Annotated in this window: 14 protein-coding genes and 1 tRNA gene; 14 read left to right on the top strand and 1 reads right to left on the bottom strand. The window is 43.6% G+C overall.

Features of this window, described 5'->3' with window-relative positions; all coding sequences use genetic code 11:
• The first annotated feature begins 11 nt into the window (after positions 1-11).
• The 8 genes from ACKVDP_RS06610 to ACKVDP_RS06575 all read left to right on the top strand — a co-directional run bounded on the left by ACKVDP_RS06610 (position 12) and on the right by ACKVDP_RS06575 (position 8,631).
• Positions 12-1,247 (top strand): Glu/Leu/Phe/Val family dehydrogenase, encoded by a 1,236-nt coding sequence (locus ACKVDP_RS06610; protein ID WP_409228025.1) that lies wholly within the window; start codon positions 12-14, stop codon positions 1,245-1,247.
• 116 nt (positions 1,248-1,363) lie between these two features.
• A complete protein-coding gene (locus ACKVDP_RS06605; protein ID WP_409228024.1) occupies positions 1,364-2,185 on the top strand; it encodes an IclR family transcriptional regulator in 822 nt (273 codons plus the stop codon).
• A 30-nt stretch (positions 2,186-2,215) separates the two neighbouring features.
• Positions 2,216-3,394: a M20 metallopeptidase family protein gene (locus tag ACKVDP_RS06600; protein ID WP_409228023.1), complete on the top strand. Its 1,179-nt coding sequence runs from the start codon at positions 2,216-2,218 to the stop codon at positions 3,392-3,394.
• 86 nt (positions 3,395-3,480) lie between these two features.
• Positions 3,481-4,623, top strand: coding sequence for a TRAP transporter substrate-binding protein DctP (gene dctP / locus ACKVDP_RS06595; RefSeq protein WP_409228022.1), 1,143 nt, complete (start codon positions 3,481-3,483; stop codon positions 4,621-4,623).
• A gap of 68 nt (positions 4,624-4,691) precedes the next feature.
• A complete protein-coding gene (locus tag ACKVDP_RS06590) occupies positions 4,692-5,363 on the top strand; it encodes a TRAP transporter small permease (protein ID WP_409228021.1) in 672 nt (223 codons plus the stop codon).
• Positions 5,364-5,378: 15 nt separating this feature from the next.
• Positions 5,379-6,656 (top strand): TRAP transporter large permease, encoded by a 1,278-nt coding sequence (locus ACKVDP_RS06585; RefSeq protein ID WP_409228020.1) that lies wholly within the window; start codon positions 5,379-5,381, stop codon positions 6,654-6,656.
• Between the two features lie 30 nt (positions 6,657-6,686).
• Positions 6,687-7,418: an aspartate/glutamate racemase family protein gene (locus ACKVDP_RS06580; RefSeq protein ID WP_409228019.1), complete on the top strand. Its 732-nt coding sequence runs from the start codon at positions 6,687-6,689 to the stop codon at positions 7,416-7,418.
• Between the two features lie 37 nt (positions 7,419-7,455).
• Positions 7,456-8,631, top strand: coding sequence for a M24 family metallopeptidase (locus ACKVDP_RS06575; RefSeq protein WP_409228018.1), 1,176 nt, complete (start codon positions 7,456-7,458; stop codon positions 8,629-8,631).
• A gap of 555 nt (positions 8,632-9,186) precedes the next feature.
• Here the strand turns inward: ACKVDP_RS06575 and ACKVDP_RS06570 are convergent.
• Positions 9,187-9,262 (bottom strand) — tRNA-Val (locus ACKVDP_RS06570).
• A 143-nt stretch (positions 9,263-9,405) separates the two neighbouring features.
• Here ACKVDP_RS06570 and ACKVDP_RS06565 point away from each other — a divergent pair.
• The 6 genes from ACKVDP_RS06565 (at position 9,406) to amrS (ending at position 14,768) form a co-directional block, all read left to right on the top strand.
• Positions 9,406-10,083, top strand: a complete 678-nt coding sequence (locus ACKVDP_RS06565) for a hypothetical protein (RefSeq protein ID WP_409228017.1) — start codon at positions 9,406-9,408, stop codon at positions 10,081-10,083.
• Between the two features lie 52 nt (positions 10,084-10,135).
• Entirely contained in the window at positions 10,136-11,305 is a 1,170-nt protein-coding gene (locus tag ACKVDP_RS06560) for a YibE/F family protein (RefSeq protein ID WP_409228016.1), read from the top strand.
• A gap of 162 nt (positions 11,306-11,467) precedes the next feature.
• Positions 11,468-11,596: a hypothetical protein gene (locus ACKVDP_RS06555; protein WP_409228015.1), complete on the top strand. Its 129-nt coding sequence runs from the start codon at positions 11,468-11,470 to the stop codon at positions 11,594-11,596.
• A 79-nt stretch (positions 11,597-11,675) separates the two neighbouring features.
• The gene (locus ACKVDP_RS06550; protein ID WP_409228014.1) at positions 11,676-12,308 is read left to right on the top strand and encodes a 50S ribosomal protein L25; all 633 of its coding nucleotides are present in this window, start codon (positions 11,676-11,678) and stop codon (positions 12,306-12,308) included.
• A gap of 67 nt (positions 12,309-12,375) precedes the next feature.
• Positions 12,376-13,782 (top strand): AmmeMemoRadiSam system protein A, encoded by a 1,407-nt coding sequence (amrA, locus tag ACKVDP_RS06545; RefSeq protein ID WP_409228013.1) that lies wholly within the window; start codon positions 12,376-12,378, stop codon positions 13,780-13,782.
• 11 nt (positions 13,783-13,793) lie between these two features.
• On the top strand, positions 13,794-14,768 hold the full coding sequence (gene amrS, locus ACKVDP_RS06540) for an AmmeMemoRadiSam system radical SAM enzyme (protein WP_409228012.1): 975 nt from the start codon (positions 13,794-13,796) through the stop codon (positions 14,766-14,768).
• Positions 14,769-14,871 lie beyond the last annotated feature (103 nt).

Below are 14,871 nucleotides of genomic sequence, written 5' to 3'. Positions count from 1 at the left end.
AGGTGTTAAAAATGAGTAATAATCCTTTTGAAACGGCTTTAACTACCTTAAGGGAAGCAAGTGAGCTTGCAAAGCTTGATCCCAATGTAGTGAAGTATCTATCAAAACCAAAGAGAATATTCCAGTTCACCATTCCAATGAGAATGGACAATGGAGACTATGAAATATTTGATGCATACAGGGTTCATTACAATGACGCTCTGGGCCAGGTGAAGAATGGTTTGAGATTTGTACCTGACCTAGACCTTGATATCGTTAAGGCATTGGGATTCTGGATGACAGTCAAGCACGCGGTTGCAGGGATACCTGCAGGCGGCGGTAAGGGCGGAGTAAAGGTTGACCCCCGTAAGCTTTCAGAAGGGGAGCTTGAGAGACTATCAAGAGCTTATATAAGAAAGCTGCCCGTTAAGGGAGCATGGGTTGACGTACCTGGTGCCGACATCGGAACCAGTGCCAAGACCATGGCCTGGATGCTTGATGAGTACGAAGAGATCAATGGCTTCCACAGCCCAGCAGCAATCAACGACAAGCCTGCAGAAACTAGTGGAACCCTTGGAAGCATGGAAGCTACAGGAACAGGTGCATACTTTGTGACCATGGAGGTTATGAAGGACAATAATATTCCCAAGGGTGCAACAATAGCAATGCAGGGATTTGGAAACGTTGGAAGAATTGCTGCAAGACTTTTGCATGATGAAGGCTACAAGGTTGTCGGAATAGCTGACCTTACAGGTGGAGTATACGACCCCAATGGGCTGGATATTCCAAAGCTTGAGGAATACGTTGCAGAAAACAAGAAGATAGAAGGCTTCCCATGTGAGAAGGAAGTTGATGTGAACAGCGTTCTTGAACTTGATGTGGACATACTTATGCCTGCAGCGGTTCAAAGTGTAATACATGAGGATAATGCAGACAAAATAAAAGCCAAGGTTATAATGGAATGTGCAAACGGACCTGTGACACCAGTGGCTGAAAAGATGCTCCAGAAGAAGGGCACCCTGGTGGTTCCTGATGTTCTTACAAACTGCGGAAGTGCAATAGTTTGTTCCTTTGAAAGAACACAGGGTCTGACTGATGACTACTGGGAGCTTGACAAGGTAAATGAGAAGCTTAAAGAGCAGATAACCAAGGCTTACAAGAGTACAGTTGAAACTGCAGCAAGTGAAAAAACATCAATGCGTAATGCAGCTTGGATCAATGCACTTAGAAAAATTGAAAAATCAATGAAAGCTCGAGGCTGGGTATAGAAAATGAAGGAAGAAGGCTTTCTGGTTAAGAGAGCCTTTCTCCAGCCCTGGTTCTTTGGTACAATGGACCTATATCAATAGAAAATGTACTAAGAATTTTGGAAAGGGTGAATAAGATGGCTACAAATAAATCCCAGCATACTCCAAAATATCCCGTATTGACCATAGATAAGGCTTTGGAGGTAATGGAGATATTGGCAGAGGAAGGCTACCATGAAGGAATGGGTGTAAGCGAACTCAGCACGAAATTGGATATTGGAAAAAGCACAATACACCGGATATTGGATACTTTGGCGGCAAGAAACTACTTGGAGCAGGATCACGAAACCAAGAAATATCGTTTGGGATGGCGATTGTTTGAAATTGGAAATGTGATACCTCAACAGCGTAATCTTTATAATTTTGACATCGGTATTTTGCAGAAGCTATGTAACCAGTATCAGGAAACAGTAAATTTAGGAGTGCGTGTTGAGGACAGCGTCGTGACCATTTCAAAGGTAAACGCCAAGTCGAGTCTTATTGCCAACCTGCAGATAGGTGCAAGGGAGTCACTCCACGCCACTGCAATGGGAAAGGCCTTGATGTCAGATATGACAAGGGAAGAAGTAATTGAGATCCTTGGGGAAGGACCTTATACAAAATATACCAGCTTCACCTTCACAGACATTGATTCACTGATGGAGGAGCTAAGGAAGATCCGGAAGCAGGGATTCAGCATTGATGATGAAGAGTTCGCACCAGGACTTACCTGCATAGCCATGCCAGTGAGGAATTTCAAGAATGAAATCGTGGCTGCGGTCAGTGTAAGCGGCGCAAGTATCCGACAGACATACAGCAAAATAGACGAAATCAAGGAAGGCTTGAAGGAAGCGACAGAAAAACTGTCATATTTCCTGGGCTGGGAAGGAACAATTCCTGAGACATCGGATACTAAGTAAAGTCACATTAAGGGAGCTGACTTTTAGGAAATGGATTGGATCAAGGAACAAAGCGAAGAACTGCAAAATGAGCTGGTTGAGCTTAGAAGAGATTTTCATGCCCATCCGGAGCTTGGATTTGAGGAACACCGAACAAGCAGGAAGGTTGAGGAGTACCTTCAGAACCTAGGTCTGAAAACCGAAAGGGTTGCAGGGACCGGTGTGGTTGCAATGATTGAGGGACATGAAGAAGGCCCGGTATTGATGCTGAGGGCAGATATGGATGCATTGCCAATACAGGAGGAAAACACGGTTGCCTACGCTTCAACCAATCCAGGAGTCATGCATGCATGCGGGCACGATGCCCATATGGCAATGCTTTTGGGAGCAGCAAAGATTTTATCAGAGAACAAAGAGCTGATAAAGGGAAAAATAAAATTGGTTTTTCAACCTAATGAAGAAAACGCAGGAGCTTTACCCATGATAGAGGAAGGGGTTCTTGACAACCCTAAGGTGGATGCAGCGGTGGGAGTTCACATATGGACTCCATTGCCATCAGGAGTTGTTGGGATATCTGCCGGAGGAGTAATGTCTGGCCTGTATATTTTCAAAATAAAGGTCAAGGGCTATGGAGGCCATTCAGGCTATCCTGAAACGGCAATTGACCCAATAATAGCAGCCTCAGATATTGTATTGTCCTCCCAGAGGATACTTACAAGAGAGATAAGCGCTATGCGACCAATCACCTTGACCTTTGGTCAAATAAATGGTGGAACCAAGGCAAATATAATACCTGATGAGGTTATTCTTGAGGGATCAATCAGGACCCTTTATGACGATGCGGGAGACCCTCCCATATATCGTTTGGAGCGACTTGCAAACGATGTAGCAAAAACTCACGGATGTGAGTGTGAAATTTCATGGGTCAGGGAGAATATCCCACTGATCAATGACGAGACCATGACTGAATATATGAAAAGAACCGCAATTGAAGTTGTTGGAGAAGACAACGTAATTCCATATTGGTCCATGGCAAGCGAGGATTTTTCTGAGTTCACTGCCAGGATACCTGGTGTTTTTCTCTTCCTGGGTACGGGAAATGAGGAAATAGGAACTCATTTCCCCCACCACAACCCAAGATTCAATATTGATGAATCCGTATTGCATCTAGGTGTTGAGATGTTTGTTAGGGGGAGCCTAAAATACATGGAAGATCGCAGCAAGAATTAACAGAACATTACAAATAGTCGCAATATGCCTAAAACATAAAAAAGATAAAGTATGTTGTAGTCCAAAATTCAAAGGAGGAAAGTAGGATGAAAAAAAGTAACAAGAAGTTACTGATGATGTTGTTAGGTCTGATGTTAATGGGGATGCTATTACTTACAGGATGTGGTGGCGGAGAGGCACCGGCAGAGGAGCCAACACCAGCTGAGGAGCCTGCAGACAGCGGGGAGCCGAAGGAAGCGACCTTGGGGGATCTTATCACTACACCACTTATGCCAAGACTTGCATCGGAGGAGATTGAAGGAGACTTCATGACCGTTTGGGCAGAAAATTATGGAGATCATATGAGAGAGGTTACTGATGGAAAGTATGATCTTGATGTGTATCCTTACGGTACTCTTGGGGGCACAAGAGATATAAACGAGTTGGCACAGCTTGGAGTAGTTGAGTACGTATTCTCTGATTACGCTTGGATAAGTTCATTTGTACCAGAGGCTCAGGTACTGGCTCTTCACTATATCTGGCCAGAGGAGAGAATGCCTGAGACCCTTGAGTGGGTAGTAAAGAACGGTGAATTCATGAATGTTTTGGAGGAGGCCTTTAGAAGAAACGGGCTGGTTCCATTGGGAGTACTTTATGAAGGATGGCAGACAATCACATCAAACAAACCAATTGAAACCGTATCAGACATGAATGGATTCAAGGTTAGGATCATGGGATCCGCACTGCTGACACAAAACTACCTTTCATATGGAGCAGACCCAACACCAATGGCATACGGCGAGATTTATGGTGGATTACAGACAAATCTTATAGACGGACAAATCAACCCTATTTTCGCAATAAAGAGTATGAACTTCTACGAGGTTCAGAATTATTTCACACAGATTTATGCTGAGCCTTTCCTTGGAATTCCAGTTATAAACATGCAGCATTTTGACTCACTTCCTGCAGAAATACAAGAGGAAATGTTGAATTACTGGGCAGACGCTATAATTCCTGCAGCTGAGTGGATAGATTCTCGTCATGAAGCAGAGCTAGAGGAAATGCTTGCTGAGAGACCTGGTATCACATACCATGAGGTAAAAGGTGCTGAGCTTGAGGAGTTCAAGAAAGCTGGAAGAAAAGTTCATGAGAATTTTGCTAATATTGGAGGACCACAAGGTCAAGAGATACTAGATACACTTCTTAATGATATAGAGAATGCAAAAGCTGAACTAGGCATTGATTAATCACAAGAGGATTTTAAATTTCTGCAACCACCCAGGTGGTTGCAGAGGTTTTAGAAAGGGGTGTTGACATGAAAGACAAAGGATCATCCGGTCTCTTATTGGTCTATGAAAAGTTTGAAAGACTAGTGGAGAACTTTGAGGTATTTATATTATCGATATCTGTCTTTGCAATGGCCAGTCTGGTTATAGTCAATGTCATAGCCAGAACCTTTTACAGGAGCATCTACTTTGCAGAGGAACTAACTGAGGTATTCACAATACTCATAACCTTTACAGGAGTAAGTTATGCTGTTCGGAAGGCAAGGCACATTCGTATGGGAGCATTTTTCGATGCTGTTCCATACAAGGTACAAAAGGCAATGATATTCATAATATGCGGTGTAAGTGCCGTTGTGATGTTCCTGCTCGCCAGCTACTCATATTCATATATGGACCAGGCCAGGGTAATGGGACACGTTACTCCAGCCCTAAGGATGAAATACTGGTATACTCTGATCATTATTCCTGTGGGGTTCTTCCTGGCTGGAGTACAGTACCTTCGTACCATAATCAAGAATATATCCGAGTATGATGTTTGGCTTTCACCTGAGCAGCAGGGAGAGTACGAAGCAGAGGAGCTGGCTCATATAGCGGAGGAATACGGGAACGCAGGAGAACAGCTGTCAAAGGAGCTGTTTGATGGTAAGGAGGAAACTGGAAAGGATGTTTCAGATGATTCCGAAGACGAGTTTGACACTTAGGGGGGAGGTTGCCATATGTTACTATTAGTATCATCAATGATTATCCAATTACTCTTTGGCTTTCCCTTTATGGTTGTTCTTTTGGGATCGCTGATTCTATACCTGACAGTATATATGCCGAATTTTAGCATGAATGTAATAATCCAGCAGGTGGTCACAGGAATCATTCCACCTTCACTGGTTGCAGTTCCAATGTTTATTCTGGCCGCAAACATAATAACATCAGGCCAGGCTGCAAAGAGACTTATAGGAATGACCAAGGCCTTTCTGGGACATATCCCGGGAGGACTTGCAATAACTACAAATGCTGCCTGTACAATGTTTGGAGCTGTATCAGGATCAACCCAAGCGACAGTGGCCGCTATCGGTGGAACCATGAGACCAATGCTTCTTGAAGCGGGATATTCAAGCCCCTTCACCCTTGCGCTGATAATCAATGCAAGTGACATAGCATTTCTTATACCACCCAGTATTGGATTTATAGTATATGGAGTTGTTACAGGAACGTCTGTAGGAAAGCTGTTTCTTGCAGGGGTTGGACCTGGAATTCTAATCTTTTTACTGTTTTCCTTGTACGCATACATCTATTCAAAAAGAAACAATATTGTAAGTCCTGCCAAGGCCACTTGGAGAGAAAAGATTGACTCAGTAAAAAGCGGCATACTTGTTATGGGATTCCCTGTAATAATAATAGGTGGAATCTACGGAGGAATCTTCAGTCCTACAGAGGCAGCGGCGGCTTCAGTTGCCTATGCATTGATCCTGGAAGGGCTTATCTACAAGACTATCAAGTTCAGTGACATGATTGACCACTTCCTGCAAACGGGAGTAGTTACAGGTGTAGTATTTGTTCTTGTTGGAGCGGGTAATGCATTTTCTTTCCTGCTTAGCTTCCTACGTATTCCACAGACATACCTGCCACCGCTGTTTGGTGAAAATCCATCACAGTTATATGTAATATTCATTGTAGTGGTTGCTTACTTCATAGCATGTATGTTTGTAGACCCAATAGTTGCAATATACGTACTTAGTCCAATATTTGCACCATATGTACTACAGACTGGCGTAGACCCAGTTCTTCTTGGAGTACTTGTCGTACTACAGGCTGCAATCGGTTCAGCTACACCACCATTTGGATGTGACATATTTACAGCACAACTAATATTCAGGCGGCCATACATGGAAATAATAAGTCATACACCACCCTTTATATTTATTCTGTTGCTAGTAACTGCACTCTTGGTTGCATTCCCACAGATTGCGCTGTTCTTGCCAAATGCCGCTCTTATCTAAGAGAGGGTATAAATATGGGAGGTGTATCGGATGAAGTATCACCGAAAAAAAGGACAGGTAAGCTACGGAGAGGCCATAGGGATTATTCTTCTTGATAGCGAGGCCCCCTATGTCCCAGGAGATGTTGCCAATGCAACAACCTACGACTTTCCTGTTAGGTTTCAAAGGGTAGAGGGGCTTACTGTCCAGAAGATGATGGACCATGACAGGTCCAGTCTTGAAAAGGTAATTGAAGCGGCAGAGCTGCTTAAGAAAGAAGGAGTAAGAGCCATAACTAGCGACTGCGGTTTTATGGCTCTTTACCAAAAAGATTTGAGGGAAAGGCTTGATATACCAGTATTCTTATCCAGTCTGTTGCAGATTCCATTTATTGGAGAAATAATCCCAAGTGGAAGGAAGATTGGAATAATTACTGCCAACGGCAGTTCCTTGACAGCGGATGTGATCAGAATGTGTGGCATTGAAGATGTAAGCAATCTGGTCATTGCCGGTCTTGAGAATGAGCCCAACTTCTCCAGCGCCTTCCTGCTTGAGGAGGGTTATGTTGACACGGTCGAGGTTGAAAGGGAAGTGGTGGACAAGGCTCTTGGGCTTCAAAGGGAAAATCCGGATATTGGAGCCATTCTTCTGGAATGCAGTGTCCTACCCCCATATGCGGAGGCCGTTCAAAGGGCCACTGGACTGCCTGTGTTTGACTTTGTAACCATGATAAAGTATGTGTTTTCAGCGGTTGTACGGGAGTCAGGCAGAGGTTTTATGTAGGTTGCAATTTACAAATTACGAGGAGGGAAATAATTTTATGCATGTATTCAAAAAAGAAGAGTACCAGGAACGCATTGCAAAAACCAAGAAAAAAATGGAGGAGTGGGGAATAGAGCTTCTGTTCGTTTCTCAGCCAGCCAATATGAACTATCTGACAGGCTATGATGGATGGAGCTTCTATGTGCATCAGTGCCTATTGGTTTCCCTTGATAAAGAAGAGCCAGTGTGGATTGGCCGTGGAATGGATGCAAACGGTGCCAGGATAACCAGCATGCTGGCTGACGAGAATATTTACCAATATGCAGACGACTATGTTCATTCATTGATAAAGCACCCAATGCATTACATGGCTGACATAATCAAAAAGCACGGATGGGAAAAGAAGGTTATCGGAGTTGAGATGGACCAGTTCTACTTCACTCACAGAGCATTTGTTGAGCTTGAGAAATCCCTTCCAAACGCAACCTTCAAGGATGCAAACACCTTGGTAAACTGGGTTCGCGTAATCAAATCCGACAATGAGATCGAATTTATGAAGATAGCCGGACAGATTGCATCCAATGTCATGAAGACTGCCCAGAAGCATATTGCACCTGGAGTAAGGGAGTGCGACGTGGCAGCAGAGGTCGCCAAGGCTCAGTACAAGGGCGTTGGAGAGTTCAGTGGGGATTATCCTGCAATAGTACCTCTAATGATGGCTGGAGAGGCTACAAAGACCCCGCACCTTACCTGGAGCGAGAAGAAGTATGAGAATGACGAAGCTGTACTTCTGGAGCTTTGTGGAGTGTATAGACACTACCACGTGCCAATAGCAAGAACCCTCTATCTGGGAGAGGAACCACCAAAGCTTATGGTTGATACAGGAAAGACCGTTCTTGAGGGCCTTGATGCAGCTCTTGATATGATAAAACCAGGAGTGCTGGTGGAAGAGATAGAGGAAACCTGGAGAAGGACAATTGAAAAGACTGGTCTAGTGAAGGAGTCAAGAATCGGTTACTCAATAGGAGTCAACTATCCACCTGACTGGGGTGAGCAGACAATCAGCGTTAGACCTGGAGACAAGACTGTCGTTCAGGAAAACATGGCTCTGCACTTGATTCCTGGTATTTGGCTCGATGATGTTGGATTTGAAGTTGACGCATCCTTCTATGTAACAAAGGATGGAGTGAAGCATTTCTTTGACGACTCAAGAGAGATTCTCGTAAAAAAGTAAAACGGTAGCACCCCCTAATATGGAAAGATCCCACTTGTGATGGGATCTTTTCTAATGTTTTCGCTCGATTATTAAGACTTTCCCTGTGTTATGTGTCATTCTGAACATGGCGAAGAATCTTGTTTTTGGAACGTCATTTTGAGAACCGGAAAGTCATAATAAAACCGCTCACTGATTCAAGATTAGTGGTTTAACACACTTGCTTCAAAAATTGACTTGCTATCGATTAAGCCTGAAGTTGAGTCCTAAAGTTCTTTTTCGTTCTTTGACTATTAAGACGCCAGTAGAATAGTTGGAAATCACGCAAGTCAGAGCAATTTTTTTGCTTCGTGTGATAACCCAACCTAATCTTTCCATATGTTCGCTCAATTATTAGGACTTTCCTTGTAGGATGTCTCATTCTGAGCATGGCGAAGAATCTTGCTTCCTTTCTGTCATGTCGAGCTTGTCGAGACATCTCATGCATTTTAGACATAAAAAAGACCCCTCCACTTCGGTCGGGGTGACAGCTTCTTTTCAATTGTGAATTGTGAATCGTGAATTGAGAATTAGAATTGGTGGGCGATATTGGACTCGAACCAACGACCTCTACGATGTCAACGTAGCGTTCTACCAGCTGAACTAACCGCCCATGTAAACATATATTAGCATAAATTTAACGTCTTTTCAACAAAAATAAACTGTCCTGGCCCACTAAATATGGGTGAAAGTATTTACATTGCGAGTGATTAATATTAAACTTAACATAGGAACACAAGCCAAGGGGGGATTTTCTTGCAGAAGATAGTAGAGCCGTTGGGATTCCTTGTTTACATGGTCATCCTAATCTACATGGGAATATACATATACAGAAACCACAATGGCAACAGGGTCCATATGGCCTTTGGGTCACTGGCAATAACCCTTGCCATCGGAGAAAGCATTTACTTAATTCCTAGAATATACGCCCTTATTACAACCGGACTTGAAGAAAACCTCATGCTGCTGGGTTGGGGAAGGATCGGGCACCTTGTTGTGATGACGCTGTTCTTTTCGATGCTGATTGATCTGAACAAGGAATGCTTCGGACTGAGAAGAAAGGTCCCATTGGACAAGCTACTCTACGGGCTCCTGGTATTCAGGGTTGTAATAGGAGTGTTTCCGCAAAATGGTCATTTTCAGCTGGAGCCGGACAGAACCTTTCTTTTGCTTAGAACAATTCCATTGATTGCATACCTGATAATAGTAGCCATTGTTATAATAATATGCTCATGGAAAAGAGGGGTCAGGGGAATGCCCCTGCTTGCAATGATGCTTGTCCCCCTGGGCTTTACGGTTGAACCGGAGCTAATTGAGAATTCATCATATATCATGCTGTTAATGAAGTCAGTTGTAAGAGGCTTGCTGCTACTGGGAATTGTGTTTATAGGATATAGGGAAGTTAGAAAGGCCAACGAACTCAGTAGATATTAGTGAAATTTTTTAGGAAGGGCGAAAGCCTTCCTTTGCTTTGAAGGGAGAAATTATGAAAAGAGTGATTTTGCTGTTACTTCTTGTAATGGCTTTGACATCAGGTAAAACAACCATGGCGGCTGACATGGATATGGATATGGATATGGATAGATTTGAACCCGAGACAGAATTTATAAACTACACTGAAAAGGGACTCGTGCTCCAGGCATCTGAAATTGTTCAAAGGCCGGAGGACTATTTCAGTACCCAGAGCATCACCGTAAGAATCGAATCAGGGAAATTCAGGGGAGAGGTCCATGAAATTGAAAACGTGCTGTCTGACCATGCCTATTATGATATAATAGTGGAGGAGGGTCAGAAGGTTTCACTTATGATCGAGGAATACCCTGACGGAGGTTATAACGTATATATATCCGACTACTACAGGATGGACAGCATCATATACCTTTTGGGGGCGTTCATACTCCTTGTTGTTCTGGTGGGAAGATCCAAGGGGATCAAATCCCTTGTTTCGCTGGGAGTGACAATATCAGCTGTTTTATTTGTTATGCTCCCACTTATTCTCAGGGGCTTCAATCCCATATTTGTAAGTGTAATCACCGCAGTACTGGTTACAGTGGTGACCATATTCCTGGTGGCAGGAATCAATCACAAATCCGCTTCTGCAATTGCAGGGACCTCAATTGGCGTAATAGTGGCAGGTGTGATATCCTACATTGTAGGAAATCAGGCCAGTCTTTCGGGGCTGTCTGCGGAGGAAGCCACCATGCTCATGTACATTCCACAGGGAATACAGTTTAACTTCAGACATCTTCTATTTGCAGGGATCATCATGGGTGCCCTTGGTGCCGCTATGGATGTTGGAATCTCAATAGCCTCTGCAATAGATGAAATACACAAGGCCAACCCCAAACTTTCCTCAAGAAGGTTGTTCCGGTCTGGAATGAACGTGGGAAAGGATGTAATGGGTACAATGGTCAACACCCTTATTCTTGCATACACTGGTACGTCAATACCAATGCTGCTTCTTTTCATGGCCTATGAGACAGACCTTAGCAAGGTCTTTAATCTGGATGTGATAGCTACCGAAATTGTAAGGTCTCTTTCGGGAAGCATCGGTTTGATCTTGACCATACCAATAACAGCCATGATAGCCAGCTATTATGCAAAGGAAAATCGGGTGACTAAGAAAAAAGGCCACAAGGAAAATGAGGTGATATAGATGAAAGTGACAGTAACGGACAAGGCAAGGGACTTCATCAGGAACAAGTCTGAGGGAGATGCTGAGGTAACAGTTGCCGTGGTATCCGTTGCATCCGGCTGATGTCAGACAAATCAACTATCGGTCAGGATAGGAAATCAAGGTGACGGAAAACGGTTTGACATGTATGAGGACAACGGGGTCAAGGTTTACCTTATGAAGGGCATGAGGATACCAGACAACAAGGTTGAAATAAACCTTACAAACTATTTAATTGCCAAGAGCCTAACGGCCAAAGGCATTCGCTACTAGGGTAGAAATATGATTATCAGCCCTTTCATTAGGGTAGATATGACTTATATCAAATAAGAAAACCAGGAGGTATTATAGTATGAGTGATAAAAAATTGCTGGCCGCTCTGAGAGAAGAGACAGGGTCAGGTAGTGCAAAAAAAATGAGAAGAGAGAAACTGGTTCCAGGTATCGTGTACAGCAAGGGTGAAGATACAAAGCACGTGCAGGTTGATCAGATTGATTTTATCAAGGTCTTTAGAATCGTTGGAACATCATCCCTTATGGAGCTGGAGGTTGACGGAGAGGTCCTACCTGTTATCGTTAAGACGGTTCAAAGGGATCCGGTCAAGGGAGAGGTTATTCACATAGACTTCCAGAAGCTTGACATGAAGCAGAAGATAAAGATTACAGTACCAGTGTATCTTCTACACAGAGACAGCATAAAGCTTCAGCCATCAGTACTTATGCAAATGCTTGATACAATTGAGATCGAGTGTCTGCCAGGAGACATTCCTGAGTCTGTAGGCATAGACGTATCAGGAATGGACTTTGAGACTCCACTTTATGTGAAGGATCTTGATATCATGAATGAGGAACATGTTGAAGTTCTTTCAGATCCGGAGGCAATCATCTGTACTCTTAACGAGCCTACAATGGAGGAAGAGGAAGAAGAGGAAGAAGTTGAAGATGCAATGTCCGTGCCAGTTGTTGGTGAAGAGGACGAGGAATAATAACAGCGAAACGGGGACAGACCATAGTGTCTGTCTTTTTTTTACATTGAGAAAGGTGGAAATAACAATGGGAAGAATATTGTCAGCATACCTGACTCCACATCCTCCAGTGTTGATCCATGAGATTGGCCAGGGGCAGGAAAAGCTTGCCGGAGATACCCTGGCTGCAATGGAGGAAATTGGAAGGGACATAGAGAAAAGAAAACCGGAAACCATAATTGTAATCACTCCCCATGGTCCATTGTTTTCCGATGCCCACTCAATAGCCATGGAAGAGAATCTTAAGGGAGATTTTGGAGCCTTTGGACACCCTGAGTTAAGCTACTCCTTCCGCAACAATCTGGACCTTACATACGGGATTGTAAAGAGCTCCCTGAATGAGGGGATATCAATTGCCCAGATGACAAGGGAAATGAACAAGAGATACGGAGTAGATGGAAAACTGGATCATGGAGTGCTGGTACCTTTACACTTTGTGGATAAGCACCATACAGATTTCAAGGTTATCCCCATAACCTACGGTCTTTTATCCCCTGTGGACCTTCATGTCTTCGGAAGGTCTATTGAAAGTGCCATAAAGGCTGGAAAGGATGATGTATGCGTAATAGCTAGCGGTGATCTGTCCCATAAGCTCAAAAGCAAGGGGCCCTATGCCTTTGCAAAGGAAGGACCTGAGTTTGACAAGAGAATCATGGAAGCGATCAGAGAAGGGGACCTGGTGGAAATTGGAGGCTTCCCCCAAAATCTTGCAGAGAAGGCGGGAGAATGTGGCTTGAGATCCCTTCAGATACTGGCAGGAATTCTGTCGGTCTATGAGATATCCACAAGGGTGCTTTCATACGAAGGACCCTTTGGAGTGGGATATGGAACTGCAATATTCTCCATAGCAGGGGAATCGGAGAAGAAAATCCTGGAGGAGATTTCCAGTAGGGAAAGGAGTTCCTTAGAAGAGCGAAGAAAAGGGGAGGATTCCCTTGTGAGACTTGCCAGAAAAAGCCTTGAGCACTTCATAAGGAATGGTAAATACCTGAAACTGCCGGAGGATCTGCCTGAGGAGCTACTGAAGGAAAAATACCCTGTATTTGTTTCCGTCAAGAAAAACGGGTCTTTGAGGGGCTGCATAGGGGCAACTGAACCCACCATGGATAACCTGGGAAAGGAGATAATCTATTACAGTGTCCAGGCTGGAACAAAAGATCCCAGATTTCCATCAATAGAGGAAGAGGAACTTGACGATTTGACATATTCGGTGGATGTGCTTATGAAGCCGGAGCCTGTTGAGGATGAGTCAGGTTTAGACCCTTCCATATTTGGGGTAATAGTACAAAAAGGACATAGAAGAGGTTTGCTGCTGCCAAACCTGGATGGAGTCGATACTGTACAGGAGCAGCTGCGAATTGCCCTTAACAAGGCAGGAATTGGTCCAGATGAGGATTTTTCAATTCAAAGGTTTAGGGTGGTCCGCCACCATTAGGAGCTGATATCATGAAGGAAGCTATGTATTGTTCAAACCATGACGGGTATGTCTACTGTGTATTGTGTCCCCATTACTGCAAGCTGCCAGAGGGAGAAACAGGAAGGTGCATGGCCAGAAAAAACATAGGTGGCAAGCTTTATTCCCTTAACTACGGGAAGGTCACCTCCTATGGATTTGACCCAATTGAAAAGAAACCCTTGTTTCACTTTTATCCAGGAAGTACCGTATTTTCCTTTGGAACCTTTGGCTGCAATTTCAGATGTGATTTCTGCCAGAACTGGCAGATTGTTGAAGACTCCAATCTTTATGTAGAAATGGACAATTCTCAGCTTCTGGAGCTTTCATCCATCAACGGGTCCATTGGGATCGCCTATACCTACAATGAACCATCCATCTTCTATGAAATGGTTTTGGACCTTGCCAAGGAGGTCCACAAAATAGGGAAAAAGAATGTCATGGTGACAAATGGCTTTCTTAACAGAGAACCAATGAAGGAGCTGCTGCCCCATATTGATGCCATGAACATCGATTTGAAGTCCATGAGCAGAAGCTATTACGCCACACTTTGCAAGGGTAGCCTTGAACCTGTACTGGATACAATTAAACTTGTATCTGGAGAGACACATGTTGAAATAACCACGCTAATAATCGATGGAGAGAATAGCACCAGCGAGGAGATGGAAAACCTGGCATCCTTTATCGGTGAGATTGACAGGGATATCCCACTTCATTTAAGCAGGTATTTTCCACATAACAGGATGAATAATCCCCCAACGGAGATTGAGACCCTGGAAAGGCTTAGGAATGTTGCCCAAAAGCATCTCAATTATGTATATATAGGGAATGTATGGGGAATAAACAACGATACCACCTGCCCTAGCTGTAAAAATATTTTGGTAAGGAGATTCCCTGAAACCAAGGTGGTTGGAATAGAGAATGGTCACTGCAGCAATTGCGGAGAGAAGGTTTCAATGGTGCTTTAAAAAAGGCATGCAAAAAAACAAGAAAAAGTTTACAAATAGTAAAATAATAGTTTACTTATATTGTGAGCTACGCTATAATAATTACGTTATTCAACAATAGACT

It is taken from the genome of Gudongella ferriphila (assembly GCF_046224405.1).
In the GTDB taxonomy this organism is placed as follows: Bacteria; Bacillota; Clostridia; order Tissierellales; family Tissierellaceae; genus Gudongella.
Note: the sequence above shows the minus strand (reverse complement) of the source record. Positions and strands in the feature narration are given on the sequence as shown.

Bases quoted from the DNA above. Each gene is read 5' to 3' on its own strand.
- ACKVDP_RS06610 (WP_409228025.1), top strand. From the start codon at position 12: ATGAGTAATAATCCTTTTGAAACGGCTTTAACTACCTTAAGGGAAGCA.
- ACKVDP_RS06605 (WP_409228024.1), top strand. From the start codon at position 1,364: ATGGCTACAAATAAATCCCAGCATACTCCAAAATATCCCGTATTGACC.
- ACKVDP_RS06600 (WP_409228023.1), top strand. From the start codon at position 2,216: ATGGATTGGATCAAGGAACAAAGCGAAGAACTGCAAAATGAGCTGGTT.
- dctP (WP_409228022.1), top strand. From the start codon at position 3,481: ATGAAAAAAAGTAACAAGAAGTTACTGATGATGTTGTTAGGTCTGATG.
- ACKVDP_RS06590 (WP_409228021.1), top strand. From the start codon at position 4,692: ATGAAAGACAAAGGATCATCCGGTCTCTTATTGGTCTATGAAAAGTTT.
- ACKVDP_RS06585 (WP_409228020.1), top strand. From the start codon at position 5,379: ATGTTACTATTAGTATCATCAATGATTATCCAATTACTCTTTGGCTTT.
- ACKVDP_RS06580 (WP_409228019.1), top strand. From the start codon at position 6,687: ATGAAGTATCACCGAAAAAAAGGACAGGTAAGCTACGGAGAGGCCATA.
- ACKVDP_RS06575 (WP_409228018.1), top strand. From the start codon at position 7,456: ATGCATGTATTCAAAAAAGAAGAGTACCAGGAACGCATTGCAAAAACC.
- ACKVDP_RS06560 (WP_409228016.1), top strand. From the start codon at position 10,136: ATGAAAAGAGTGATTTTGCTGTTACTTCTTGTAATGGCTTTGACATCA.
- ACKVDP_RS06555 (WP_409228015.1), top strand. From the start codon at position 11,468: ATGTATGAGGACAACGGGGTCAAGGTTTACCTTATGAAGGGCATGAGG.
- ACKVDP_RS06550 (WP_409228014.1), top strand. From the start codon at position 11,676: ATGAGTGATAAAAAATTGCTGGCCGCTCTGAGAGAAGAGACAGGGTCA.
- amrA (WP_409228013.1), top strand. From the start codon at position 12,376: ATGGGAAGAATATTGTCAGCATACCTGACTCCACATCCTCCAGTGTTG.
- amrS (WP_409228012.1), top strand. From the start codon at position 13,794: ATGAAGGAAGCTATGTATTGTTCAAACCATGACGGGTATGTCTACTGT.